This window comes from Streptomyces sulfonofaciens (assembly GCF_014656295.1).
Taxonomy (GTDB): domain Bacteria; phylum Actinomycetota; class Actinomycetes; order Streptomycetales; family Streptomycetaceae; genus Streptomyces; species Streptomyces sulfonofaciens.
Window position 1 is genome coordinate 19,016 of the sequence record NZ_BNCD01000022.1, and the last position, 24,130, is coordinate 43,145.

Below are 24,130 nucleotides of genomic sequence, written 5' to 3' on the forward strand. Positions count from 1 at the left end.
GAGGGGATGACCGTCTTCCTCTGTTCCAAGTGCGGCACCGCGATCACGCCGGAGCTCACCGAGCTTGCCGCCGTCCCTGACGTCTCAGACGACGAGCGCGACCGGGACAAGGAGACACGCCGGGCGCCTTCCACCGTTCCGCAGGGCCACTACGCGATCGATCCCGAGCCCTGGGGACCTCCCTACGTCGTGCAGGACGATCAGGATGACCCGAAGCCAGCTCAGTCGCGCGGACCTGCGGTCTGCCGCGAAGAAGGCTTCGTCACCTCGGCCGGCAGCCGACACACAGTGCTGGTGCACCCTGATGACGCCACCGGCCTTCAGCCGCTACCCAACTGGGAGAACAGCAGTGGGTGCTGCGGACCGACAGGCGATGAGGGGCTCAACCGGTCCTGCCCCTGCGGCGCTCCGGTCGCGACCCTCGCGGCCGACTGTTTCGGACCCTTCGAACTGCACCTCGACCCAGTCCGCACCTACGCGTTCTCCCAGTAGGACCGCAAAGCGCGCGCGGACGACGTCCACGACACTCCCGACGGAACCCGTCCCCCCAACTTCTTCACGACTACTTTCCGTGGTGAACGACGGCTCCCAGGCGGACCTGCCGCCGAGCTGGGCTAGTTCGGATAAGACCAGATCGGCGCCCTCGGCCTCGTCCTCAACGCTCTGGTCCTCTTCAACACCCGTTACATGGATGCCGCCGTCACCCAGCTCCGCGCTGACGGCTTCGCGGTCCGGGACGAGGATGTCGCGCCTCTCCCCGTTCGTGCGGCACCACGTGAACATTTATCTGGACATGTTGCAGAACTGATATTGGCGATCTGCCGTCGAACGGCTGTGGCAGCATGCGGCCATGCCCTTCCCGCACCCCGACGGCGACTACGCGATCACCGCGATGTATTCCGTCCCGGACGACGCCTGGTACCTGGAACTGCACCTTGCCGCCGATCAACGAGGTCTTGTGACCGCCATCGTCCCCGACGAGGACCCGGTGCGAGAACCGACATTGTGCTTCGACCCCCAGGGCGGACACCTGGACATCCCGTACGAGGTCATGCGCTGGTTCATGGGTCAGGTCCAGGAGGAGATCCGTGCGTCCCGCGCCTGGATGCGGCTGCGGCCCGAACTCGTCGAGGTCATCCACCGGCTGCGCCAGGAGTATCTGGGAGCCATCGATGATGACGACTTTCCCCGTGTCCTTGCAGAGGTGCACTCTGTGGTTCCAGCAGCCGACCTCCCCGTCGTTCTCGCGTCTGCGTTCGGGCGGAAGCCTGACGGCACCACCGTGGATTCCTGACTGCGTTGTAACGGGACGTCAAGCAAACTGACCAAAAGAGGATCACGCATCCCTGGGTGCGTCTGGGGAAGTGGACTCACCAAGCTCGGCGAGGAGCTCGCAGATCCGTCCGGAGATCGTGGTATGTCGTTCCACCTCGCGTGGCCAGCCGCGTTCCACTGCATCGTTGATGAGCTGCTGCTCGGTGGCCAGACGGTGCCGCAGCTGCGGCGCGTATTCGCTCGTGGTGAAGAACTTCGAGCAGCGCAGATAGAGACCGCACGCGCAGGGTCCTTCAGCCGGGGTGCGAAGGCAGTGGCCGAGTTCGAGTTCTGTCTTGGAGAAGTTGCTCTTCAGCCAGCGGACGGTTTCCTCACCGAGCTGGTTGGCCAGCAGCGCCTCCGCGGCCGGGCCTGCGATGCGTCCGCCGGCAGCGATGACCTTCTCGTACTGCTCTTTGAGTACAGGGTCGGTGATGTGGGAGTACGTGGCCGCGCGAGCGATGTGTTCGCGCTCGGCTGCGTGCTCGTCCACGCGGCCACCGGACGGGCTCCCTTCGGCACCGGCAACGGGGCCCGCGCTGTCGCCGTGCACCTGTTCGGGCGGCAGGTAGCCGGGGGTGCCGAGTACCGCGTCCGGTCCACCCGAGAGTAGGCACCGGCAAAGGCGTGCCGGGCCGCGGTCGCCCGAGGTGCTTCGGCGGTACGAGGGCTTCAGGCCCCTTCCTCCGGTGCGCGGGTGGTGCTGCCGGCCGGGGTGAGGCAGCGGCGCACGAGTGCGAGGGTGCGCTGTGTGACCGTGTCGAGGGGGGTGCCGTTCTCGACGGCGGTCAAGGCGGTGTGCAGCATTCCGGCGATCAGGTCGGCCGTGAGCGCGGGCTCAGGAGTGCCGAGCTCCCGGACGGCGGCGCGGAACGGTTCGACCTGCTCCAGGTGGAGTTGCATCAGCCGCTGCCGGCAGGCCGGAGGAAGGCCGGCGTTCACGAGGGCGACCGCGGGCCGGTGTGCGCCTTCGGCGCCCAGGCGGAGGCTTTCCCCGAAAAACGCCTCGACGCGTTCCAGCGGGCCTTTCGCGGTGGCCATGGCACGGGTGAGTGCCTCGTTGGAGCGCCTGAAGGCTTCCTCCGTGATGGTGGCCAGGAGGGCTGTCGAAGAGTTGAAGTACTGGTAGACGCTGGAGCGGGCCAGGCCCGCGCGGGCGCCGACCGCCGCCGGTGTGACGGCGGCGGCGCCCTCGTTGACCAGGATGTCGATCGCCGCCCCGATCAGCGCCTCGCGTTGCTGGGCGCGGTGCTCGGCGACGGTGGAGGCGTTGATCTTCGGCATGCGGGGCGGGCTCCTGGAAGGGTGGACAGGGCCGGGAATGCGGCGCCGGTTGGCGGCCCCCGTCAGGACAGGCGGCCGTCGACCATCTCGTACACCCGGTCGGCAGCGTCCATTATCGCCGTGTCGTGGGTGACCATGACCGTGGCAGTGCCGCGCTCATGGGTCTGCTCGGCGATCAGTCGCACCGCCTCGGCGGACCGTACTCGGTCCAGTGCCGAGGTGGGTTCGTCCACCAGCAGGACGGCGGGGGAAGTCATCAGGGCGCGGGCCAGGCCCGCGCGCTGGCGCTCGCCGCCCGACACCTGATGCGGACGGGAGCCGGCGCGGTGGGTCAGTCCGACGGCTTCGATGAGTTCGTCTGCGCGGGCCCGGGCAGTGGTGTCGAGGCGTCCGTCGATGTGCAGGGGCAGCAGGAGCTGTTCCCTCACAGTGAGGGAGGCCAGCAGGTTCGACTGCTGGAAGACGAAGCCGATGTGGCGAAGACGGGCGGCGGTGCGTTCCTTGTCCGAGAGGGCGGTCAGCTCGGTGCCGGCGAAGTGCACGGTGCCCGAGGTGGGCCGCTGGAGGCCGCCGGCGACGGCAAGGAGGCTGGACTTGCCGGATCCGGAGGGGCCGACGACGGCGACGAACTCGCCGGGGGCCACGGTCAGGGCGACGTGGTCGAGGGCGGTGACGGCGGTATCGCCGTCGCCGAGGGTGAGGGTGACGTCGTCCAGGCGCAGCCCGCCGGAGCGGTCGGTGTTCGCGGCGGCCTGGTGGTCGGTGGCGGGTGTGGTCATCGGGTGGCTCCCAGAGCGGTCAGGGGGTCGACGGCGGTGATGTGGCGGACGGCGACGACGGCGCCCACGGTCCCGAGGACGATGAGGAGGCCGGAGGAGGTGGCGACGGCCGGTGCGGAGAGGGAGAAGGGGGCCTTGCCGATCATCGCGCTGCCCAGGGCCAGGCCGACGGCGGTGCCGAGGGCCGTGGCTCCGACGAGCACGGCGACGACCTGGGCGAGCGCGTCGCGCAGGATGTACCCGATGGGGGCGCCCAGTGCCTTCAGCAGGGCGATCTCGGGCTTGCGCTGGACGGTCCAGACGGTGAAGAACGCGCCGACGACCAGGGCGGAGATGACGTACAGGAATCCCTTGATCAGGGCCATGGTGCTCGACTCGGCCTCGTAGCCGGGGGACGCGTCGAACGTGGCCTCCTTGGTCTCGGCGAGGGTCCCGGTTGCCTTTTCGACCACGGCGACGTCGGCGCCCGGCTTCAGGGTCAGGGCCACTGCGGTGGCCTGGCGGCTCGCGGCCTCGGGCAGGTCGCCGGGCAGGCCGTAATGCAGATGCCGCCACGTGTCGAGGTCCGCGTAGACGACGCCGATGTGACCGTAGGAGACGGTCTCGTCGACCAAGCCCACGACCTTCAGCCGCACCCCGCTCCGGTCCGCGGTCAGAACATCGCCGATCTCCACCCCGAGATCGGCGATCTCCCGAGTGATCACGATGCCCGCACCGCCCTTCTTCAGGCCCTCACCCTTGCTGGGGCGGGGCGCCAGGGAGGAGTCCGGCGTCATACCGAAGACGGCGAGGTTGACCTGCTCGCCTTTCTTGGCGCCCTGGGTCACCTGGGCATTGGCCAGGGTGTTCCCGAACGGCTCCGCGCGCTCCACGCCCGGGGCCCTGGACCATGTCTGCCAGTCCTGCTCTTCCACGGTCGAGCGGGAGAACTGCTCGCTGGTCGCCTTCTCGTCGAAAGCCATGTGAGTCACGGGCAGCGCGCGCAGGCCGGATATGCCGCGTCCGCCAGACCGGAGGCAAGCCCGGACAGGAGGACACCGAGTACGGCGATGAGCGCGACCACCGCGCCCATCAGGGCGAAGCGACCGCGGGCGAAGCGCAGATCGCGTAGGGCAAGGAACACGGAGCTCTCCGAGCGATGAAGGGAATGAGGACACGACAGACTGGCCACGTCGCCTCTTTGCCTACACTTGACGACGTGAATGTCGGCATCTTATCGGATGTTGCCGACGCGCCCGTCGGCATGTTGTGTCGCGTACGTCGACCGGGTCCTCCCAGCCAGACCGCCCCTGTGCGGGTGTGGCCAGGCTTCGCCCGGGGTTTGCACCGGGTACGCCGACCGGCCGGATTGCTCACAAGGCCCGGTCGCCTAGCTGTTGATCACGACGCCGGAGCGGGCTGAGGAATCCGCCGTCACGGCCCGGGAACCGGCGGACCGCCGTCGCGGAGAGTTCCTTCTCGCTGGACCGCGGCGTCAAGGGAACAGCACCGACGCCTCGTGCAGTCGGCGCCCGACCAGGCCGCAGGCACGCTGCGGGTGAGGGCCTGCTCCGCGGTCAGCGACGGCTGCCGCCGGGAGCGAGCAGGCTGGTGAGCTCGGCGATCGCCTCTGGGGACGGCTTGAAACAGCGCCGGACGTTCTCCGGCTTCTTGTGCCTCGACTTCGCCATCAGCATCAGCAACGACGCGCCCTGCTCGCCGAGGTGGGTCAGGCAGGAGTGGCGGTACTCGTACAGATCCCGGCCCGTTGCAGGTCCACGTACGGCGGTGTGCTCGTCCAGCAGGGCGCGGGCCTGCCCGTACGACAGCCGGGCGAACCCGGTGTCCGGGCAGACGTCGCGCGGGCAGACGACCTTGCCGGGCCCCGGGCGGCGGTGGGTGACGAACACCGGCCCGCGGGTGCGTCCCTGCAGCAGGCGGGGCAGGAGCCGGGCAGTGCCGGCGTCCCAGTACACCGTCTCCAGCACGTAGTCCTCGCGGACCTGGCCCCCGGCGGCGGGCCTTGGTCCGGGCGCCCTTCGCCCTGACCGGGCAGCGGCGCCCGGCGAAGTCCAGGTCCTCGATGTTCACGCCAAGGATCTCCTCCGCCCTGGCCGACGTCTCGTGGAGCATCCGCCACAGGGTCTTCTCTCGAAGGTGAACCTCGCGCCGGGCGATCAGCCGGTCGACGGCCACCTTCGAGCGGGCCGGGGTCTCAGAGTCTGGTACTGCCAGCCGCTTTGCCCAGGCCGGGACAGTCGGGCCCTCGTAACCGCGCTCGGAGCACCAACTCGTCCAGGAGAGCACGGCGCCGCGGCGGGCGCTCCAGGTGTTCACCGCCGAGCGGCCCCACAGCAGTTCCAGCGCCTCGCCGATCTCGGCGTCCGTCGCGGTGCTGCGGGGCGCCTCCCACCACTCCCTGCCGACCGAGCAGCCGGCCGAGCTCAACCGCCTGCTCACTCACTTCCTGGCGTGAGACCCTGCGGCCGGGCCCGGGCGCGCCTCGGTGCGTCGACCGTACGGGGCCGCACCGGCGGGCAGGGGAGCGGACCACGCACGCCGCACGGGGCCCACTCCCGGCGGGGCCCCGCTCCGGAAGAGGCATGCGGGAGCGGGGCGCGGCTCTGGGGGGTCAGCCCCTGGGGCGGGTCACGAGGCGGCCGCGTACCTTGCCGTGGCGGAGCCGGTCGAGACCTTCGTTGAGGTCGGCGAAGGGGATCTCCTCCACGACCGGTTCGATCCTGCCTTCCGCGATGAAGTCCAGCACCTGCTGGTACTCGTCCTTGCCGGCTCCGTACGAGCCGCGCAGCTCGACACTCTTGCGGATGAAGGTGCCGTTGGAGAAGGCGGTGCTCTTCGTACCGAGACCGACCAGGACCACACGTCCGAGGCGGCGTACGGCGTCGATCGCGTCGGACGTCGTGGAGCCCACACCGGCGAAGTCGATGATGGCGTCGGGTCGCAGGTCCGCCAGCGCGGTGAAATCGGTGAAGCAGTCGCGGGCGCCTGCCTTGCGGGCCGCCTCGAAGGTGTCGGGGTTGATGTCCACGCCGTAGACCGTGGCTCCCGCGATCACTCCGGTACGGACGCCGTTGAGGCCGAGGCCGCCCAGTCCCACCACGGCTATCACATCGCCGGGCTTGGCCCGGGCCTCAGTGCGGACCGCGTGGTAGGCGGTGACGACCGAGTCCGTGGCGACGGCCGCGTGGACCGTGGAGACGCTGTCGGGGATGGGCACGAGGGTGGAGGCGTGTGCCACCAGGCGCTCGGCGTAACCGCCGTCGATGCCGATACCCGGGGCGTAGTACGCCTGGACCTGCGGATGCGCGATGATCGCGACGGCCACGCGGTCACCCGTCGCGAAGCCCTCCACCCCCTCGCCGAGGGCGGAGACGGTGCCCGCCACCTCGTGGCCGAGGGTGAAGGGCGGCCGGGGAGCGGGCTCGATCACGCCGTCGATCATGTGGACGTCGGAGTGGCACAGCCCGGCGACGTCGACGTCCACCACGACCCAGCCGGGGTCCGGCACCGGGTCCGGCAGGTCGACGCACTGCAGCGGGGCGCCCTTGGCCACGTATCGGAAGGCCTTCATCGATCACTCCAAGCTTCAATCGAGGTGGAACCGCGGCAGCCTACCGCCGCGTCAGTAGCCGCTGGTGAACAAGCGGTTGGCTGCCGCCCCGGCCCGGCCCGGCGCTGCCTGCCACCGCTGCCCTGCGCCCCACCACCTCCGACAGGACTCCGAGCGCGCCGCCCGCCTCGCGGCGCTGCCGCACCCCCGCCGGCAGCCGTCCACGTCCGGGTTCGATCGTTTGCGGAGGCGGACAGGTGGAACCCGTCCGGGGCAGCGGAAGAGCCCGTCGACCGGGGACGCGGGCACGCGCGAGGGAAAGGGGCAGGGATGTCTGTTGCAGTGGTGACCGGCGCGGATTCCGGAATCGGGCGGGCGACCGCCGTGCGGCTGGCTCAGGCGGGCATGGACGTGGGCATCACCTGGCACACCGACGAGAAGGGCGCGCTGGAGACCGCCGAGGAAGTACGGGCGGCGGGTCGCCGGGCTGATGTCGCCCGGCTCGATCTCACCGAGCTGCCGGACGCGGCAGGCGTCGTCGACACCCTCGCCGACGCCTTGGGCGGCCTTGACGTACTGGTCAACAACGCCGGCACGGGTACCTCGACGCCGTTCCTGGAGTTGGACCATGCCACGGTGCGGCAGGTTCTCGACGTGGACCTGGTCGGCCCCCTCCTGTGCTCCCAACGCGCCGCGCAGCGGATGGTCGAACAGGGCAGGGGAGGCCGGATCGTCAACGTCACCTCCGTCCACGAGCACCAGCCGCGCGTGGGCGCCGCGCCGTACTGCGCGGCCAAGGGCGGCCTCGGGCTGCTGACCCAGGTGATGGCTCTGGAACTCGCCGAGTACGGCATCACGGCGAACGCGGTGGCGCCGGGAGAGATCGCCACGCCCATGACCGGCCAGGAGGACGAGGACGTCGCACGCAAGGACCGCCCCGGCATACCGCTGGGCCGGCCCGGGGACGCCCGTGAGGTGGCTTCGGTCATCGCCTTCCTCGCGGGTCCCGAGGCGTCCTACACCACCGGGGCCTCCTGGGTCGTCGACGGCGGTATGGTCCGCATGGGCCCCCAGGCCGGTTCCCATCTGACCGGCAACGACTGGCGCCGGCCCTGAACTTGACGTCCAACTGCCCGGCCGGACCCGCCGGGACGCCGGCGTCCTCCGGCAGCGCGACCTACCGGCCGCGCAGGCGGCAGCGGTGCGCGAGGGGCAGCCGGTCACCTCGCTCCGTGGGCCCCGCGCGGCCGCTCGCGCTCGTCGAGCGCCTGACCGACCAGGCCGCCGCGCCGGATACGCCCCGCAACCGCACGCGCCCGCCCTAAGTCGTGATCAGGTGGCCGGGAAAAGGGATGGACGGGGTGTTGCTCGGGCTTGTAGCTTGCAGTCGACCGCGACACCGCCCGAGGAGGTGAGACCCGTGAACGCTGTATCGACGTGGGTGCTCCCCCTTGCCGTCACGGTCGGGCGATTGACGTAAGGTGTCGCCGGGAGCGCCTTGCCCGCAAGGCACTCCCGAAAGGCAACACCTATGGAATCTCCGCAGTGCACCGCCGAGTCGTCGTCGAACGACACGGTCGAGCCCGACTTCACCGTGGGCGACGTCCCCGGACTGCGTTCGTCGGCCTCCGGTGCCGAGCGCGCGCCCCTCGTGTTCGACGTGATCATTGCCGGGTGCGGGCCGACCGGCGCGATGCTGGCCGCCGAACTACGGCTGCACGGTGTGCGGGTCCTCGTCGTGGAGAGGGAAACCGAGCCCGTTTCGTTCGTCCGCATTGTCGGTCTGCATATTCGCAGTATCGAGCTGATGGACATGCGCGGACTGCTGGAGCGTGTGCGCGAACACGCAAGACGGCGTCCGGCCGGCGGATTCTTCGCCGCCATCGACAAACCCGCTCCCAAGACACTGGATTCCGCGCACGCCTATCTGCTGGGCATCCCGCAGCCGGTCATCGTCCGCCTGCTCGAAGAGCATGCGACCCGACTGGGTGCGCAGGTCCGGCGCGGGTGTGCGGTGGCCGGCTTCGAGCAGGACGACGAGGGTGTGACCGTCGAGCTGGCCGACGGCGAACAACTGCGTGCGCGCTATCTCGTCGGCTGCGACGGCGGGCGCAGTACGGTGCGCAGACTGCTCGGCATCGGCTTCCCCGGCGAGCCCTCGCGGACCGACACGCTGATGGGCGAGATGGAAGTGGGTGTGCCGCAGGAGGAGATCGCCGCCAAGGTGACGGAAATCGGCAGGACCAACGAGCGACTCCGGCTCAGGCCCTTCGGTGGAGGCGTGTACAGCGTGGTGGTCCCCGCCGCGGGCGTCGGCGACCGCGCGGAACCACCCACCCTCGAGGATTTCAGACAACGGCTGCGCACCATCGCCGGAACCGATTTCGGGGTGCACTCACCGCGCTGGATGTCCCGCTTCGGGGATGCCACCCGGTTGGTGGAGCGGTACCGGGTCGGGCGGGTGCTGCTGGCCGGCGATGCGGCACACATCCATCCGCCCACCGGTGGACAGGGCCTCAACCTCGGCGTGCAGGACGCATTCAACCTCGGCTGGAAACTGGCCGCACAGATCCGCGGCTGGGCGCCCGCCGCACTGCTGGACACCTACCAGGCCGAACGCCGCCCGGTCGCCGAGGACGTGCTGGACAACACCCGCGCCCAGATGGAACTGCACTCCACCGAACCGGGCCCGCGGGCCGTGCGCAGGCTGCTCACCGAGCTGATGGACTTCGACGAGGTGAACCGCCGTCTGATCGAGAAGATCACCGCGATCGGCATCCGCTACGACTTCGGCGAGGGCCCCGACCTGCTCGGCCGCCGCCTGCCCGACATCGACGTGAAGGACGGCCACCTCTACGGTCTGCTGCATCGCGGCCGCGGCCTGCTGCTGGACCGCACCGAACGCCTGACCGCCGGTGGCTGGTCGGACCGGGTCGATCACCTCGCGGACGCCACCGCGGCACTGGATGTTCCCTGCGTCCTGCTACGCCCCGACGGCCACGTCGCCTGGATCGGCGACGATCAGAAGGACCTGGACGACCACCTCTCCCGCTGGTTCGGCAAGCCCGCCGACTGAGCACGCCCGAGCGGCCGGAAAGCCCGTGAGGAGCATGGCGACGGCCCGCGGCCACAGACCATCGGAAGATCGTAAGGCGGCATCAGCCGCAGGGCCCTGGCTCCGGTCCTGCGGCCGGGGTGGTTGCCGAGACTCCTTCGCCAGGGTGTACTGGAGGGCGGCGTGACGTTGAGCGATGCGGCCTTGGCCAACCTGATGTGCGCCTTGGGTGTGACGGGCGCCTCCGGCACGTGCGCCGTTCGAGGGCCCGCTCCCGTCCCACGCCACTTCCATCCCCAGGGGGCCCATGCCCCCGATGCCTCGGGCCAAGGCCCGTCCGGGTGCCGGTGGGCCGGTACCCGCATGGACGAAAGGGCTGCCGATCACGCGACGGTACGTTCTCACCGGTACGCCGGGAGCGGGCAAGACATCGATCCTGCGCTGCCTGGCCGAGCTCGGCTACGCGGTCGTCGAGGAGGCGGCGACCGCAGTTGTCGCACAGGCCCAGGCGCGGGGGGAGGACGAGCCGTGGACACGGACGTCCTTCATCGACCAGGTCGTCGATCTGCAGAGGAAGCGGCAGTTGGGGACCTCTTCCACTGAGCCTGTCCAGGTGTTTGACCGGTCTCCGGTCTGCACCTACGCGCTCGCCGGATATCTGGGGCTGGGTGTGTCTCGCGCACTTGCTACGGAGATCGAGCGGATCACCTCCGAGGGGATCTATGAACGGCAGGTGTTCTTCATCCGCAATCTGGGATTCTGTGAACCCACCAGTGCCCGTCGGATCAGTTTCCAGCAGTCGCTGGTTTTCGAAGGCGTGCACGAGCAGAGCTACCGTGAGTTCGGGTACGAACTCATCGACGTCCCTGCGGACCGCCTGAACAGCCGTGTGGCCGCGATCAGTTCGACGATCTCGCGGTTGGCCCTGTGAGTTCCTCCGGGGCTCCTCAGGCTGGATCGGGAGGACCGGCGGGGCCGCCCTGCGCAGCCGGTCGTGTGACCGAGCGCATGGTCGCGGGCCGGCGGCGTCGGGCTGGGCGTCGGCTGCTGACCCAGTACTCTGACTCCGCATGACCGACACCGAGATCGAGATCACCGCAGACCTGGTGCGCAACCTGCTGCAGGAACAACACCCAGACCTCGCAGGGCTGGCGATCCGCGAGGTGGCGGGCGGCTGGGGCAACCAGATGTGGCGCCTCGGGGACGCGCTGGCCGTGCGCATGCAGCGCATGGACCCCACCCCGGAGCTCCAGCTCAAGGAGCGGCGATGGCTACCCGTGCTGGCCCCGCGCCTGCCGCTCCCGGTGCCGATCCCGGTGCGGTTCGGCGAACCGTCAGGGCGATTCCCCAAGCACTGGACCGTGATGACGTGGGTCCCCGGCGAGCCGCTGGACCACGGCTCGATCACCCGCGGCGCCCACGCGGCCGACACGCTGGCGGGCTTCCTCCGGGCGCTCCATGTTGAGGCTCCCGCCGAGGCGCCGACCGCCACGGACCGCGGTGCCCACCCCAGGAACTGCACGGACGGCTTCGAGACCTTCTTCAAGGCCGTTGCCCCCGACGACATCGCTGTCGACGTCCGGGCCGTCTGGGACGACGCCGTCGCGGTCCATGCGTGGGAGGGCCCGCCGATGTGGGTGCACGGCGACCTCCATCCCGCGAACGTCGTGGTCTCGGACGGAACGCTCTCGGGTGTCGTCGACTTCGGCGGCATGTTCGCCGGCGACCCGGCGTGGGACCTCGCCGCCGCATGGGTGCTGCTGCCTGCGGGCACGGCCTCGCGGTTCTTCGACGTGTACGCGAACGCGGACGAGGCGGCGATCCGGCGCGCCCGCGGGCTGGCCGCCCTGAAGAGCCTCTTCCTGATGCTCATGGGGCAGAACGGAGACAGGGGCCTTCCCGGCGGCAAGCCGAACTGGGGACCGGTGGGCAGGGCGGCACTCGATCGTGTTCTGCAGGGCATCTGATGCATGCTTCCGCGCTTGCGTTTCATCGTCCGAGGTCGAAATCGCGCCTCAGACCAGGCGGCTTGCCCGGGTGTTCACCGGACGGGGCCTCGGCGTGGCCGAGTGACGCCCAGCAGCTAAGCGATGGAGGCGGCCGTCGCGTCCGGCTGGGCGAGCGGGGCGCGCGCGTGCGGACCTGCTCGGGCGCCATCGCGGGCGGCCCAGGCGCTGGGCGCGGGCGGCGGCCAGGCCCTCGCGGGTGCCCTCGACGGATAGAGCAAGGGGTATCGCCTTGCCACCGCAGTTACGGGACAGACCTCAAGGCTCTGTCTGTGCTTGGTATCCGAAGTGGCGCGCCACGGTAGGCATGGGGTCCTTACCCGAATCGTTGCGCAATGGTTGGTGTCATCCAGCGGTGCCATTCCTGTGGTGTTCCGCTCCGCATGATGCGGGTCTTGATCATGGGATGTTTCTCTTCATCGTCGGGGTGCTTCTCCTCGTGCGCCCGCATGTTCGCGAAGCTGCTGCGCTCGACCGCCTCTGTGAGAACGTTCTCGGCAACTGAAATCCCAAGGTCTTGCAGATTTTTCTGCAGGGTCGGTACGGGACGGGATTTCAGGTCCTCGAACGTCGTGACCGTCATGTGCGGGTAGGCGCCCGCCGCTTCGTGCCACGCGCCGTAGAAGTCGGTCCAGTCGTGGAGGCGGCTCGCGCCGGTGGGTCCTGGCAGTGTGATGTACGTCACATCGATTGAGGGATGTAAACCGGCCGCAGCAACCCCGGCTCAAGGGGAGGCTCGGCCTTCGGCGGAATCATGTGCTTCGGCCAACTGCCGGGGCATATTCTGGAGTGCTCGATGACTTGCACCTGGCAGTGATCAAGCGGGGGGTTCATGAGCAGCGAACGCAACGACGTCCCAGATGCGCCCGAAGCCCCGGACGACACCGCGGCCGCGGTCGTTGAAGTGGCGTCGGACGTGGTGCTCGTCGTAGCAAGCATGGCAGCTACGCCGTTCCTGCAGGCGATCTCCACGTACTTCGGCAACGCCCTTGCGAAGGGGATGAGCACGGGGACCCGCGACATCCTGCGCCGGTTCATTGGGCGCCAGGCCCGGGCGAGCCTGGACGAGCCCGCCGACGACATCCACGCCATCCACCTCCGCACCGAGGACGGCTGGCAGATCGAGATGCGTGTGGACATCGCGCCCGAGGCCCTGGCCCAACTGCCCGCGCTGTGCGACGCCGATGCACCAGTCGGTGAAGCCGACCGACGCCCCGGCGCGGCAGGGACGATCCACTGGGATAACGCGGGACACTGGACGGCGATGACGGTGTCCAGAAGCGGGTATCTCGTCAGATTCACATGGGACGCCGAGGCCGAGCGGTGGCGCGAACGCCCCGGCCGGCCCATTCTCGTGACCTAAGGGTGTCCCGTGATCCCCAGCGGGCTCCCGAGGCCGGCTACGGCCACTCGCCGCGTTGTCGGGATCGCCCACGTACGACCCGGTACGAGGGCGGCCCTCCGCCGTGCGATTGTCCGCATCTGACGCCGCTCGCCGATCCACCGGGATTACGGGACAGCCCCAGACACACATACCAGTGACCCACCGGCCCGACGGAACTCTGATCTGCTACGCCTTCGCAGGTCAGAGCTTGGGACTGCGCGCAGAGTCACCGGCTGCCTCCCGCGCCACGCGCTCCAGCCGGCGGCGGTGGTTCTTCCACCAGGTCTGGTCTCCCGGTGGCATGTTGTCCTTGGCCGCCAGGTACCCGACGGATCCGTCGATGAGCTCTCGCACGATGTCGGCGTGGCCGGCGTGCCGCTGGGTGTCGGAGATGACGCGCACCAGGATGTGGTGCAGTGTCACCTCCCGTCGTTCCTCCGGCCACCACGGGACGCGGCCGATGGCGTCGAGCGCCAGCGTCGCGATCGTACCGTCGGAGTGGTGCCACGCCTGGTGGTACAGCTCGACGATGTCCTCGCGTGACTCGTCCGCGGTGGCCCACATGTCCGAGTTGGGCTCCGTGTCCTCCGTGTACCACCAGGGCGGCGGCTCCTCGTCGAAGAACGGCCGCCCGAACGTGTCGCCGAAGTACCCGAGCTCCACACCGGTGATGTGTTTGACCAGCCCCAGCAGGTTGGTGCCCGTGGCGGTCAGGGGGCGGCGGACGTCGTACTCCGAGAGCCCGTCGAGCTTCCACACCAGGGCGTCACGCCCGTCTTGCAGGTAACGGAGAAGGTCGGCCTTCGGGCTTGTTTCGATCATGCCGGGCAGTTTTCCACCCGCCACTGACAATCGGGCTCCACGGCACGAACGCAAGGCGCCGCCGGCCTTCGAAGCGGAAGCGACCGGATGGTGAACGACGGGCCGGGGGACCGGGCGACCGGCATGGGGGCCGTCGGGCCGCAGGCCCACCGAGGCGGCGTGCCCGGCGAGGGGGGAAGCGGCGGCCTCGGGGCATGTCGGCGTGCACCCGGCGTGCATGCGGCACGCACGGCGTTCCTCACCCCAAGATGGCACGTACGGCGTTCCTCACCCCGGGGCCGGTTCCATGGTCGTCGTGATCCGAGCGAGCGCGGGTGTCCGGGGCACCGAACCGAAGCCGAAGCGCACGGCGGGGGCGACGGGAGCCACCCCGCCGAGGTCGACGCCTTCGAAGAGCGCGGAGACCGAGACGATCGGCCGCAGGTCCCGGGCGCCGTACCACTGGCGGCGGAGGGGACCGCCGGGCCGTGCGCCCTGGTGGGTCCCCGCGCCGACCCTGCCCCGGGCCCCCGCGCCGACCCTGCCCCGGGTCCGCACGCCGGTCAGCAGCAGGCGGGCGGGCGGGTTCATCAGTGTGGCCCATGCCGGACGGCCGGCCACCGCGCCGGGCACGGCATGCAGCACCAATCCCAGGGGCCCTGGCCGACCCGTGGTGAAGCTGAGGTCCAGCGGCCCCGCGGTGACGGCCCAGGTGTTCCTCTCGACGCGAGTGTCGACGGGTGTGAGGCGCACCGCCTCGAAGGCGTAGGCGGAGCTGACGAAGTCGGCCGTCTCCCTGGTGGGGGCAAGCAGCAGCCGTTCCCCGTCCGCGCGTTCGAGCATGACATCGCTGAACGCCCCGAAGGGCGACCGCTCCCAGTGCCCCAGCACGATGCGTGTTCCGCAGGAGGTGCCGATCCCCGCGATCCATCCGTCGAAGCGCAGACGCAGAGGGCGGGAGCCCCTGCCGCCGCCGTACCGGTCGGGGTCAGGCGCGGCGCGGCCATGACGGGCAGGGCCTGGGTGTCCCGAGGCGTACATGCCTGACTCCTTGCGAGAAGTGGACCACGGGCTCGTCGACGGGCCGGGGGAGACCGGCCGCGGTGGTCAGCGTCTCCTCCAGGACGTCGACAGCGGCACGTGCCAGCGGCCAGGGCTCGTGCTCGGTCGGCGTCTTCCAGAGCGTGCCGAGGCTGCGAGTGAACGCCCGCCAGCGCGAGGTCAGCCACACGTCACGGTCCGTCGGCACCATCGGTTCACCGGGGCGCACGACCAGACGGTAGGAGGGCGTACCGCCCCGCCGTGCACCGGCGTACGAGACGGTGTCCCCGTGTGCGGAGACACCCAGCCTCCCCGGGCTGTACGGCGCACCGATGACACGAGCCGCCGTGAGCAGAGGGCAGGCCACTTCGATGGAGAGGAACCAGAGCCCGTCCTGTCCGTTGCGGTGGCGGACGTAGGTCCGCAGGTTGGTCTCCGCGAACGTCGGCAAGGCGGGCAGCGCCGCGGGGGTACCGGCCGGACGCATGTCCGCCATCAGGAACGGCGTGAACCCCACCCAGGCCGCCCCTTCGTACACGTCCACGGCCAGCGCCTCGGGCAGCAGGGCCTGCACCAGGTCCGGTGGGAAGGGCCAGTGCACGAATGTCTGGGTCAGCCAGCCGACCCGACACACCGGGAAACGGATCCGCTGCTCCGCTCGATGTCCCACCACGCGGGGCGGGTGCCCGACCCGGGTGAGCGGAAACATGCAGGCCAGGACCCGCGCGACCGGATGAGCCGGGAGTGGACCAGGTGAGCGGGGTGTGACGGGACGAGCGGGGGCGGGCCGGGCGGGGGCCTTCAGTTCGCGGACGGAGTGCCGCTGTAGGGGGCGACGGCGGAAAGGCGGGGATGGAGCCGTCGAGCGAGTTCGTGCCGGATGTCTGCCGCCAGGTGGCCGTTCTCACCCCAGATCACGATCAGCTCGGCCACGTGCCGGAGCTTGATGTTGGTGTGCATGGACGTCTTCCGGAGCACGTCCCACGCCTCGGCGGGGGAGACGTGTCCGACGGCTACGAGCACGCCGAGAGCCTGGTCGATCGTTGCATGGGAGTCGATCGCCTGGTGGAGCTGGGTGACCTCGTCCTCCAACTGCCGGATCCGGGCTGCCGGGGCAGGGATGACTTCGTGCAGGGGCTGGTCGGTGTGCTGCTTCAAGGGGGGCTCCCGCTGGAGGGTGGGGTGTCCGCGTCGGTGGTGCGCCTGCCCCCTGATGTGCGACATATCCCTACTGGTTCGACTCCGGTTCGACTCCGGTCCGACGCCGCGAGCTCGCTGCCGCGGCGCCGGTCCGCAAGTGGCCGCTTCCATGATTCCCGGGCCTGGTTCCACGGGCGCCGCCGTCGTCCGCTCCACCCCTGCGGCGCCGCCCATGGGGCCGGTCGGGCGGCGTGGCCCGGCCGTCCGGTAGACGCCTGCCCCCGGTGCGGGGCGGGCTGGTGACTCCCCGGTTGCCCAGGGTGATCGACTGATCCAGATGCGGGCCGTGGGACCGTCCATGACCCTGCTCGTAGGAAGCATCGCCGAGTCGCCTGGAGAATCCATGATCGTCAAGATGCTGCACGAGAAGGGCATGAAGTCGGAGCACGCCTACTGCGCCGCCTTCATCTCCATCGGCCTGTCCGTCGCTGCCTGGTACGGCTCGCTCCAGAAGGAGCCCGGTGCGGGCATGGACCGGGCGGACCGGTGGGGGATCTTCGTGGGTGAGTGGGCGCCCACCTTCTTCGGCCTCGGTCTGGCACTCGCCCACTACGAGAAGGAGAAGTCCGACTAGACCGCCCGGCCGGGCGGCGACCTGGCGGGGGAGCAACCGCCGGCCGCTTTCTCGCGGAAGGACCGGCGGCGCGGCGGTGCTGCTCAGCACCGCCTGAGGCCGAGAACGCCGAACTCGTGGTCCGCCCAGATCGAGCGGGAGGTCTCCTCGGGGTAGGGCACGGTCGACGCCTCGCGGTCGTAGACGCGGGTGAGCCGGCGGCGTCCGTCGAACCGGGGCCAGCCGGGCTCTCCCGTGGCGGCGAACCGCACCCAGGCGTCACGCATGTCGCGGGAGACGCGTTCCGCCTCCTCGCCGGGGTCAGGACCGAGGAGGAGCGTGGACAGCATGGGGCCGCGCAGGTTGCCCAGTACGAGCAGCGTGTCGAGGCTGTGCGCGGCACCCAGCGGCGTGGGGGACCAGTCGAGTGTGTACATGCGTGTCCGTCCGCCGCCTGCCGCGTGCGCCTCGGCGAGTTTCAGGGTGGGCATGCGGAAGAACCAGTCGGAGCTGACGAGTTCGTGGAGTCGGCCGAAAGTGGCGGTGGGGTGGGCGGTGCGATAGGCCGCTCCCCCCGTCGGGCCGGGACCGAACGCCTCCAGGGCCGCGGCCGCCTGCTCGGCGGTCACTCCCCGTGGCCCACCCCCGTTCAACGTGGTGAACAGGCGGAACTCGTCCCGGGTGTGTCCGGCGAGCAGGTCGACGTCGCGGCTGGCCCCCGCACGGAGAGCGTCCCAAGGCGATGCGGGAAGGACGTCACCGTCGACGACCGGTGAGTACGGCGTCGGGGTACGGCTCAGTACTCCCCAGCGGTCGGCGAATTCCGCCATCTTCCGCGTGACCGCGTCACCGGCTGCCTGGAGCCGCGCGGGCGGCACGGTGGCCAGGTCGGACACGGTGGGGCGCAGTCCGAACTCACCCGCGACCGTGGCACCGACGTCGGCTGCCAACGCGCGGGAGAGGAACGTACCGGGGACGCTCTGGGCCACGGCGCGGCGGAAGAGGCCCCTGGCCGAGGGCATGGCGAGCAGTGCGGCGATCGAACCGGCCCCGGCCGACTGGCCGAAGACGGTGATGTTGCCCGGGTCCCCGCCGAAGGCGGCGATGTTCTGACGCACCCAGCGCAGGGCGGCGACCTGGTCCAGCAGGCCGCGGTTGTCGGGTGCTCCCTCGATGTGCGCGAAGCCCTCCATCCCGACGCGGTAGTTCAGGCTGACGTAGACGACGCCCTCCCGGGCGATGGCCGACCCGTCGTACATCGGGTCGGCCGACGTCCCCATGAGGTAGGCGCCACCGTGTATCCAGACCATCACGGGCAGGTTCGCGGTGCCGGGATCGGGCGACCACACGTTGAGGGTGAGCCAGTCGCCTGACCCGTCCGGCACGGGCGCGGGAGAAGCGGGATCGGCGAACACGGTGGACTGCGGAACGGAAGGGCCGAACCGGTCCGCGTCGCGGACGCCGTCCCACGGCTCCGCGGCCTTGGGGGCTGAGAAGCGGCGGGGCCCCAGCGGAGGTTGGGCGAAGGGGATACCGCGGAAGAGGGCAAGGCGGCCTTCGTACCGGCCTCGTACCACGCCGTTGGCGGTACGCACTTCGGGGCTCTGACGCATGTTCCTTCTCCCGAGGACGGTGGGCGGGGCGTTGGGGTCCTGCTGTGCGCCTGGACGGGGCAGTCGCCTCCGGCACGATCACCTGCCGCGCGGTGCCGGCGGGCGAGGTCTCCCGTGCCCGGGGCGCAGCCGGAGGCGGCCGGACCGCAGCCCGCAGCGGGACCGGTGCATGCCCCGACGAGGCAGCACAGCCCGAATGCGGCGGCGAGAGAGGTCGTCCGGGCTTGCGGCGGCGGGCGGCTGGAGTCCGCACGCCGCCACGGGATCCCGCCGTCCGGCCGGCGGGTCCTGCTTCCGCCCGACATTAACGCAATGCCCTTGCGTTGTCTAACGCAAGGGCATTGCGTTGAGGTGGAGGGCAGCAGCTCCGGCTCCCTGCTCGGAGCCCGGTTCGGCACCAGGGCGACCCGCTCGCCCCGGGTGCCTGCGACGACGGCAGCCCAGGCTCGTGCATGGTCCCGGTCGGCCCGGACGTCTGGCTCCGTGCGTCGCCGCGGCCCACCGGCGGCTTCCACGGTGGCTCGCGTTTTCCGGTCGGCGGCCTCCACGGCGGCGCGCGTTTCCCGGTCGGTTCTCCCGCCGGGGGCGAGGCGTGCGCGCCGTGGCCCCGGATGTGCGGTGCGCGGCACCCGCGGGGGACCGGCACGGGTGCATGGCACCTGTGCCGGTCCCGCACACCCGGGGCAGCCGGCGGCGGCCGCTCTCCCGCCCCGCGAGGTCACACGCGCACCACCCACACCGTGCCGCTGCCGTCGAGGATGGCGATCGAGTTGCCGCTCGCGGCGGGCTCGCTCATGGCCGTGCTGTCGAACTGCCCTGTCCAGAGGGTTCGGCCGTGCTCCACTCCGACGATCCGCGTGCTGGTCCAGCGCTGGAGCACGCGTGCCTGCCCCGTTTCGGAGAGCAGGGCGTATTCGCCGGTGGTCTGCACTCTCGGGGCATCGGCGCGCCACCGTTGCCTGCCGTCGTCGGCGGCCAGGCACACCGGTCCCGATCCCGTGGGCAGGACGAACCCGCCCGCCACGCTCGTCGTCCCCTGTTCCTGCAGGTCGACCTGCTGGTATGTACTCCCGTAGGTCCAGGTCTGCTCGCCGGTGAGTCCGTTCAGCGCGGTCGGTCTTTGCCGGGACCCCGCGGCCAGCGGAAGGAAGACCGTGGTGCCCGACACCAGCTCGTCGAGCGGCTGGAAGGCCCCGGAGACGAAGGTGTCCGGTTTGGTCTTCTTGAACGGGCTCCGCCACATCACCTCGCCTGTGTCCGCCTTGCGGCAGACGAGGTCGACGGGGGCCGTCCTTCCGGCCTCGTAGCACAGCAGGCCCTCGCCCAGGGGCTGTGCCAGGTCGCCCTGCGGCTGGAAGCCGGAGCGCGTCCACAGCTTCTTGCCCGTCTTGCCGAGTACCGCGGTTCCGCCGCTGCACAGGATGAGGTCGCCGGCCGGCATCAACGAGGCGTCGTAGGGGGAGGACACGTCGATCACCCACCGCTGTTCGCCGGTGCGCGGATCGACTCCGATCACCAGACCGTCCTCTCCGCTGATCAGCAGGCCGCTGGGCCGGTGCACATGCAGCCCCATGGCACTGAGGGAGAGTGACCGCTGCCACCGGCGCTCGCCGGTGGCGGCGTCGAAGGCGTGCACCTGTCCACCTTTGTGATCGGAGTCGTCGGTCAGGGCGAGTACCGTGCCGCGGACGACCGTGAAGCGTGTCTCCCGGGCCCAGCGCACGTGGAGGGCCACCTTCCACAGGGGCTTGCCGGTGGCAAGGTCGAAGGTGTGGAGTGCGGCGGTCTCCTTGTAGTAGTGGCCGGCGGCCACATGACACCGGCCGTCGGCGAGGACGACGTCAGGACCGTCGGAGTTGATCACGTCGACGTCTGCGATCTTCTGCGACCAGGCGACCGGGTCCCGCTCGGGGTCACCGGTCAGGTACATCGCCGCCGCCCCTCCGGCGACCGCGACCGCGGCGACGCCCGCGCCGCGCACGAGCAGGTCGCGCCGGCTCATGCCCGCTCCACCGGACGGCCCGGCGGGGGCCTGAACCGTGGAGGCCGCAGCGAGATCGCCGGACACCGGGGCGGCCAAGGACGTGGAAGCCGCCCCGTGCTCCCCCCGGTCGGCGACGGTGGGGGTGTAGCGACGGGCCGCGGGTACGGCCTGCGGCACACCACCGAGGCGCCGCAGCTCGTCGGCGAGCACGGCGGCCGACTCGTGTCGCTCGCGGGGGTCCTTGGCCAGCAGCCGACCGACCAGGCGGTCCCACGGTGCGGAGACACCCGGCACGAGGCTGCTCGGCGCGGGAGGCGGATCGTGCAGGTGCGCCGTGACATACCCGAGGGTGTCCGGGGCGTCGAACGGCAGCCGTCCGGTCAGCAGTTCGAACAGCACACACCCGAGGGAGTACAGGTCGCTGCGCTGCTCGGGACGCCCGCGTGCCTGCTCCGGTGCCATGTACGCGGCCGTGCCCACCATGAACCCGGTGTGGGTCAGCCGGTCACCGCTGGCCGAGGGGTCGGCGGCGCGGGCGATGCCGAAGTCGAGCACCTTCAGGGTGCCCGAGGCCGCGACGAACAGGTTCGCGGGCTTGATGTCGCGGTGGAGGACGCCGGCGGCATGGGCCTCGCCCAGCGCCTCGCACACCTGCGCCCCCCACCGCGCCACCTCCTCTTCGCCGACAGGTCCGCGCCGGACGACGGAGTCCAGGCCCTCGCCCCGGAGCAGTTCCATCACGAGGAACGGCGTCGTGCCCTCGCCGGTGGCTGCCTCACCGAGGTCGTGGACGGTGACGATATGAGGATGCTGAAGCGCGGCGGTGATCCGCGCCTCCCGCAGGAACCGGGCACGCGCCTCGTCGGCCCGACTGCCGCCACCCGCAAGGATCGAGATCACCTTGACCGCGACCGGCCGCCGCAGACTGGTGTCCTGCGCCTCCCACACCTCGCCCATCCCGCCGCGCCCCAGCGGGCGGACCAGGCGGTAGCGGTCAGCGAGTATCAGATCCCGGTCGTCCACGGTCCCAAGCCCCCCGGCGGTAAGCGGTTCTCACTCGGCAGCGTAGACCGTGCCCCCAGACGGCACGGGACCCGGGCGACAGCGGACACCGCCCGTCTTCCCGCGCAGGAGCGCACCGGCCACCGGTCCCGTGCCCCCTGCGGTGTCCCGGCCGGCCCCGGAGCCGGTCGACCCGGCACGTCGGGCGCCGTCCGCCGCTTCGGCCCCCGGCCGGACACCACCTCCGCCACCTCCAGTCGGGCCAACCCCGTGTCCGCCCCGCTGAGTTCCCCGCGTGCACGCCCGGCGACCTCCGCCGGCAGCACCCGCTGCTCGATCGTCCACGTCAGCGCCTCCGCCACGGACTTCCCCTCCCGGACCGGACCTTCCCACCGCAACCCACGACGACAGGAACACCGATGCCGCGATGTGACCGAACGGGTTGGGGGCGGGCCTTCAGCTCCTGCCTGCCACCGGCCATGTCCCGGTCGGCGAGGAGTACCCCCTGCACACCATGCCACCCCCCGGCGACCTGGGCAGAGCAGGACGGGAGCCGTTCATTGGAGGAGGAGGCGCAGCGCCTCGTGGGAAGGAGAGCCCGGCTCCGCGGTGTAGGCGATCAGTTGCTGGTCGGGGTGGGTGTCGACGGAGAACTGCTGGACGTCGAGGGTGAGGGGCCCGGCGACCGGGTGGCGGTAGGTCTTGGCGAGCTGCCGCGGCCCGCGCACGCGGTGGTCGGCCCACCACGCACGGAAGTCCGCGTCGTGGACGCTGAGTTCACCCACCAGCGCGCTCAGGGACGGATCGCGGGGGGCGCGTCCTGCCTCCATGCGCAGGACGGCGACGCACTCGCGGGCGGCACGCGACCAGTCCGCATACAGGGCCCGGAAGGCGTCGTCCAGGAAGGTCAGCCGGATCAGGTTGCGCTCGGCCGGGGACAGGGCGCCGAAGTCGGTCAGCAGGGCGGCAGCCCCCCGGTTCCAGGCGAGCACGTCCATGCGGCGGTTCAGCACCATCGCCGGGACGTCGGGCATCGTGTCCAGCAACTGCCGCAGCCGCGGGCCGGCCTCCGGTCGGCCCGGCTGCCGTGCCGCGGTGGCGGGAGCGACGTCGGCGACGGTGAGCAGGTAGTCCCGTTCGTCCGGGGCGAGCTGGAGCGCGTCGGCGAGCGCGTACAGGACCGGACGGGAGACACGGCGGGTGCGCCCCTGTTCCAGCCGGACGACGTAGTCGACGCTCACATGCGCGAGCTGGGCCAGCTCCTCACGGCGCAGGCCCGGCACACGGCGCAGCCGCCCGTCGTCCGCCAGCCCCGCCTGGTGCGGGTCAAGAGCGGCACGGCGGGAGCGCAGGAACTCGCCCAGCGCGCTGCCGCCGGGAGCGTCACGGTGTCCCATGCATTCAGTGTGCGCGCGCTCACGGCCGTGTGCCTGGTACTGGGCTGCATAGGCAGGGCCCTCCCTGGCACCGCCTGCCCGGCGGCGCGACCGTTGAGGACGTGGCCAGCACACCGGACCGGCCACCGGGCTCACCGCGACCCGCACCTGCCACACCACTGGAGCACATCGCCATGAGGGTGGATGTCACCTTCCCCAGCGCCGGCCTGAAGATCGCCGGTCATCTCCACGTCCCCGACGGCGGGGCCGCGGGCCCGCGGCCCGCGATCGTCGTCGGCCACCCCGGCAGCGGCGTGAAGGAGCAGGCCGCCGGCCTGTACGCACGGCGCCTGGCCGAGCGGGGTTTCGTCACCTTGGCGTTCGACGCCGCCTACCAGGGGCAGAGCGAGGGCGCACCGCGCGGCCTGGAGGACCCGGCCCACCGGGTCGAGGACCACAAGGCCGCCGTCTCCTTCCTCACCACCCGTGAGGAGGTCGACCCGGAGCGCGTCGGTGTGTTGGGGATCTGCGCCTCCGGCGGGTACGCCCTCGCCGCCGCTGCGACGGATCACCGCATCAGGGCCGTCGGCACCGTCAGCGCCGTCGACATCGGCCGCCAGTTCCGCCTCGGCGCCGACGGCACCCAGGAACCCGCAGTCCTGCGGAGCATGCTGGAGGCGGCCGCGGCGGCACGCACCGCCGAGGCCCGCGGCGAGGGTGTGCGGACCTTCGGGCTGTTCCCCGACACCGAGGAGGAAGCGCGCCGAGGCGGCCCCCACGTCTTCGAGGGCTGGGAGTACTACTGCACCCCCCGGGCCCGACACCCGCGCTCGGCCAGGGCACTGACCTGGACCAGCGTCGATCGCATGGCCGCCTTCGACGCCTTCCACCGCCTCGACCTGCTCGCCCCGCGCCCGCTGCAGATGATCGTCGGACGCGAGGCGGTGACCGCATGGATGAGCATCGAGGCGTTCCAGCGGGCCGCGGGTCCCAAGGACCTGCTCCGGATCGACGGTGCCACGCACTGCGACCTCTACGACAAGGACGAGTACGTCACGCCCGCGGTCGCCAGGCTGAGCGACTTCTTCGATGGCCGCCTCGCCGAGCACGGGTAGTCGGCCGGCCCTGGACCCCCGACGGCGCAGCCACGCCAAGTCGACCCGGGCAGACGCCCACCGGAGCGCGGCG

24 protein-coding genes and 2 pseudogenes are annotated in these 24,130 nt (G+C 71.0%); 11 read left to right on the top strand and 15 right to left on the bottom strand.

Annotated features, from left to right (window positions below):
- The first annotated feature begins 6 nt into the window (after positions 1 to 6).
- The 3 genes and pseudogenes from IE313_RS28020 to IE313_RS28030 all read left to right on the top strand — a co-directional run bounded on the left by IE313_RS28020 (position 7) and on the right by IE313_RS28030 (position 1,294).
- Positions 7 to 492, top strand: a complete 486-nt coding sequence (locus IE313_RS28020) for a hypothetical protein (protein WP_189937066.1) — start codon at positions 7 to 9, stop codon at positions 490 to 492.
- Between the two features lie 135 nt (positions 493 to 627).
- Positions 628 to 784, top strand: a pseudogene (locus IE313_RS28025) (Tn3 family transposase); the annotation flags it as partial.
- 66 nt (positions 785 to 850) lie between these two features.
- A complete protein-coding gene (locus tag IE313_RS28030) occupies positions 851 to 1,294 on the top strand; it encodes a hypothetical protein (RefSeq protein ID WP_189937067.1) in 444 nt (147 codons plus the stop codon).
- A gap of 42 nt (positions 1,295 to 1,336) precedes the next feature.
- On the opposite strand, the gene IE313_RS28035 is transcribed toward IE313_RS28030, so the two are convergent.
- The 6 genes and pseudogenes from IE313_RS28035 to IE313_RS28055 all read right to left on the bottom strand — a co-directional run.
- The gene (locus tag IE313_RS28035; RefSeq protein ID WP_189937068.1) at positions 1,337 to 1,807 is read right to left on the bottom strand and encodes a hypothetical protein; all 471 of its coding nucleotides are present in this window, start codon (positions 1,805 to 1,807) and stop codon (positions 1,337 to 1,339) included.
- A 179-nt stretch (positions 1,808 to 1,986) separates the two neighbouring features.
- Positions 1,987 to 2,598 carry a TetR/AcrR family transcriptional regulator gene (locus tag IE313_RS28040; protein ID WP_189937069.1) on the bottom strand — a complete coding sequence of 204 codons (612 nt, stop codon included), beginning with the start codon at positions 2,596 to 2,598 and terminating at the stop codon, positions 1,987 to 1,989.
- Positions 2,599 to 2,660: 62 nt separating this feature from the next.
- Positions 2,661 to 3,377 (bottom strand): ABC transporter ATP-binding protein, encoded by a 717-nt coding sequence (locus IE313_RS28045; protein ID WP_189937070.1) that lies wholly within the window; start codon positions 3,375 to 3,377, stop codon positions 2,661 to 2,663.
- Positions 3,374 to 4,339, bottom strand: a complete 966-nt coding sequence (locus IE313_RS28050) for an ABC transporter permease (RefSeq protein WP_229925023.1) — start codon at positions 4,337 to 4,339, stop codon at positions 3,374 to 3,376. The genes IE313_RS28045 and IE313_RS28050 overlap by 4 nt, the downstream gene beginning before the upstream one ends.
- A 5-nt stretch (positions 4,340 to 4,344) precedes the next feature.
- The gene (locus IE313_RS35655) at positions 4,345 to 4,500 is read right to left on the bottom strand and encodes a hypothetical protein (protein WP_229925024.1); all 156 of its coding nucleotides are present in this window, start codon (positions 4,498 to 4,500) and stop codon (positions 4,345 to 4,347) included.
- A 433-nt stretch (positions 4,501 to 4,933) separates the two neighbouring features.
- Positions 4,934 to 5,741: pseudogene (locus tag IE313_RS28055) on the bottom strand (site-specific integrase); the annotation flags it as partial.
- On the opposite strand from IE313_RS28055, the gene IE313_RS28060 reads away from it, so the two are divergent.
- Positions 5,686 to 5,832 carry a hypothetical protein gene (locus IE313_RS28060; RefSeq protein ID WP_189937235.1) on the top strand — a complete coding sequence of 49 codons (147 nt, stop codon included), beginning with the start codon at positions 5,686 to 5,688 and terminating at the stop codon, positions 5,830 to 5,832. The pseudogene IE313_RS28055 and the gene IE313_RS28060 overlap by 56 nt on opposite strands.
- A gap of 156 nt (positions 5,833 to 5,988) precedes the next feature.
- Here IE313_RS28060 and IE313_RS28065 read toward each other — a convergent pair whose 3' ends face one another.
- The gene (locus IE313_RS28065; protein WP_189937071.1) at positions 5,989 to 6,948 is read right to left on the bottom strand and encodes a zinc-binding dehydrogenase; all 960 of its coding nucleotides are present in this window, start codon (positions 6,946 to 6,948) and stop codon (positions 5,989 to 5,991) included.
- A gap of 309 nt (positions 6,949 to 7,257) precedes the next feature.
- On the opposite strand from IE313_RS28065, the gene IE313_RS28070 reads away from it, so the two are divergent.
- The 4 genes from IE313_RS28070 to IE313_RS28085 all read left to right on the top strand — a co-directional run bounded on the left by IE313_RS28070 (position 7,258) and on the right by IE313_RS28085 (position 11,949).
- Positions 7,258 to 8,043: an SDR family oxidoreductase gene (locus IE313_RS28070; RefSeq protein WP_189937073.1), complete on the top strand. Its 786-nt coding sequence runs from the start codon at positions 7,258 to 7,260 to the stop codon at positions 8,041 to 8,043.
- 415 nt (positions 8,044 to 8,458) lie between these two features.
- Complete coding sequence (gene rox / locus IE313_RS28075; RefSeq protein ID WP_189937075.1) at positions 8,459 to 10,003, top strand: rifampin monooxygenase; 1,545 nt, start codon at positions 8,459 to 8,461, stop codon at positions 10,001 to 10,003.
- A gap of 295 nt (positions 10,004 to 10,298) precedes the next feature.
- Entirely contained in the window at positions 10,299 to 10,913 is a 615-nt protein-coding gene (locus IE313_RS28080; protein ID WP_189937077.1) for an ATP/GTP-binding protein, read from the top strand.
- Between the two features lie 139 nt (positions 10,914 to 11,052).
- Positions 11,053 to 11,949, top strand: coding sequence for an aminoglycoside phosphotransferase family protein (locus tag IE313_RS28085; RefSeq protein ID WP_189937078.1), 897 nt, complete (start codon positions 11,053 to 11,055; stop codon positions 11,947 to 11,949).
- Between the two features lie 355 nt (positions 11,950 to 12,304).
- On the opposite strand, the gene IE313_RS28090 is transcribed toward IE313_RS28085, so the two are convergent.
- Complete coding sequence (locus IE313_RS28090; protein ID WP_189937081.1) at positions 12,305 to 12,673, bottom strand: sulfotransferase domain-containing protein; 369 nt, start codon at positions 12,671 to 12,673, stop codon at positions 12,305 to 12,307.
- A 147-nt stretch (positions 12,674 to 12,820) separates the two neighbouring features.
- Between IE313_RS28090 and IE313_RS28095 the strand changes: the two genes are divergently transcribed.
- Positions 12,821 to 13,351, top strand: a complete 531-nt coding sequence (locus IE313_RS28095) for a hypothetical protein (protein ID WP_189937083.1) — start codon at positions 12,821 to 12,823, stop codon at positions 13,349 to 13,351.
- Positions 13,352 to 13,573: 222 nt separating this feature from the next.
- On the opposite strand, the gene IE313_RS28100 is transcribed toward IE313_RS28095, so the two are convergent.
- From IE313_RS28100 to IE313_RS28115, 4 genes are all read right to left on the bottom strand, one after another.
- Positions 13,574 to 14,194: a DinB family protein gene (locus IE313_RS28100; RefSeq protein WP_189937085.1), complete on the bottom strand. Its 621-nt coding sequence runs from the start codon at positions 14,192 to 14,194 to the stop codon at positions 13,574 to 13,576.
- 267 nt (positions 14,195 to 14,461) lie between these two features.
- Entirely contained in the window at positions 14,462 to 15,214 is a 753-nt protein-coding gene (locus tag IE313_RS28105; RefSeq protein ID WP_229925025.1) for a hypothetical protein, read from the bottom strand.
- Complete coding sequence (locus IE313_RS28110; RefSeq protein WP_373317083.1) at positions 15,162 to 15,860, bottom strand: YqjF family protein; 699 nt, start codon at positions 15,858 to 15,860, stop codon at positions 15,162 to 15,164. The genes IE313_RS28105 and IE313_RS28110 overlap by 53 nt, the downstream gene beginning before the upstream one ends.
- Before the next feature lie 155 nt (positions 15,861 to 16,015).
- Positions 16,016 to 16,372, bottom strand: a complete 357-nt coding sequence (locus IE313_RS28115) for an ANTAR domain-containing protein (protein ID WP_229925027.1) — start codon at positions 16,370 to 16,372, stop codon at positions 16,016 to 16,018.
- A gap of 385 nt (positions 16,373 to 16,757) precedes the next feature.
- Here IE313_RS28115 and IE313_RS28120 point away from each other — a divergent pair, with 385 nt between their 5' ends.
- Positions 16,758 to 16,988 carry a hypothetical protein gene (locus IE313_RS28120; protein WP_189937215.1) on the top strand — a complete coding sequence of 77 codons (231 nt, stop codon included), beginning with the start codon at positions 16,758 to 16,760 and terminating at the stop codon, positions 16,986 to 16,988.
- Between the two features lie 83 nt (positions 16,989 to 17,071).
- Here IE313_RS28120 and IE313_RS28125 read toward each other — a convergent pair whose 3' ends face one another.
- From IE313_RS28125 to IE313_RS28135, 3 genes are all read right to left on the bottom strand, one after another.
- Complete coding sequence (locus IE313_RS28125) at positions 17,072 to 18,580, bottom strand: carboxylesterase/lipase family protein (protein WP_189937090.1); 1,509 nt, start codon at positions 18,578 to 18,580, stop codon at positions 17,072 to 17,074.
- A gap of 718 nt (positions 18,581 to 19,298) precedes the next feature.
- On the bottom strand, positions 19,299 to 21,587 hold the full coding sequence (locus IE313_RS28130; RefSeq protein ID WP_189937092.1) for a serine/threonine-protein kinase: 2,289 nt from the start codon (positions 21,585 to 21,587) through the stop codon (positions 19,299 to 19,301).
- A 536-nt stretch (positions 21,588 to 22,123) separates the two neighbouring features.
- The gene (locus IE313_RS28135) at positions 22,124 to 22,963 is read right to left on the bottom strand and encodes a helix-turn-helix domain-containing protein (protein ID WP_189937094.1); all 840 of its coding nucleotides are present in this window, start codon (positions 22,961 to 22,963) and stop codon (positions 22,124 to 22,126) included.
- A 173-nt stretch (positions 22,964 to 23,136) separates the two neighbouring features.
- On the opposite strand from IE313_RS28135, the gene IE313_RS28140 reads away from it, so the two are divergent.
- Positions 23,137 to 24,057 (top strand): alpha/beta hydrolase, encoded by a 921-nt coding sequence (locus tag IE313_RS28140; protein ID WP_189937096.1) that lies wholly within the window; start codon positions 23,137 to 23,139, stop codon positions 24,055 to 24,057.
- Positions 24,058 to 24,130: the final 73 nt, after the last annotated feature.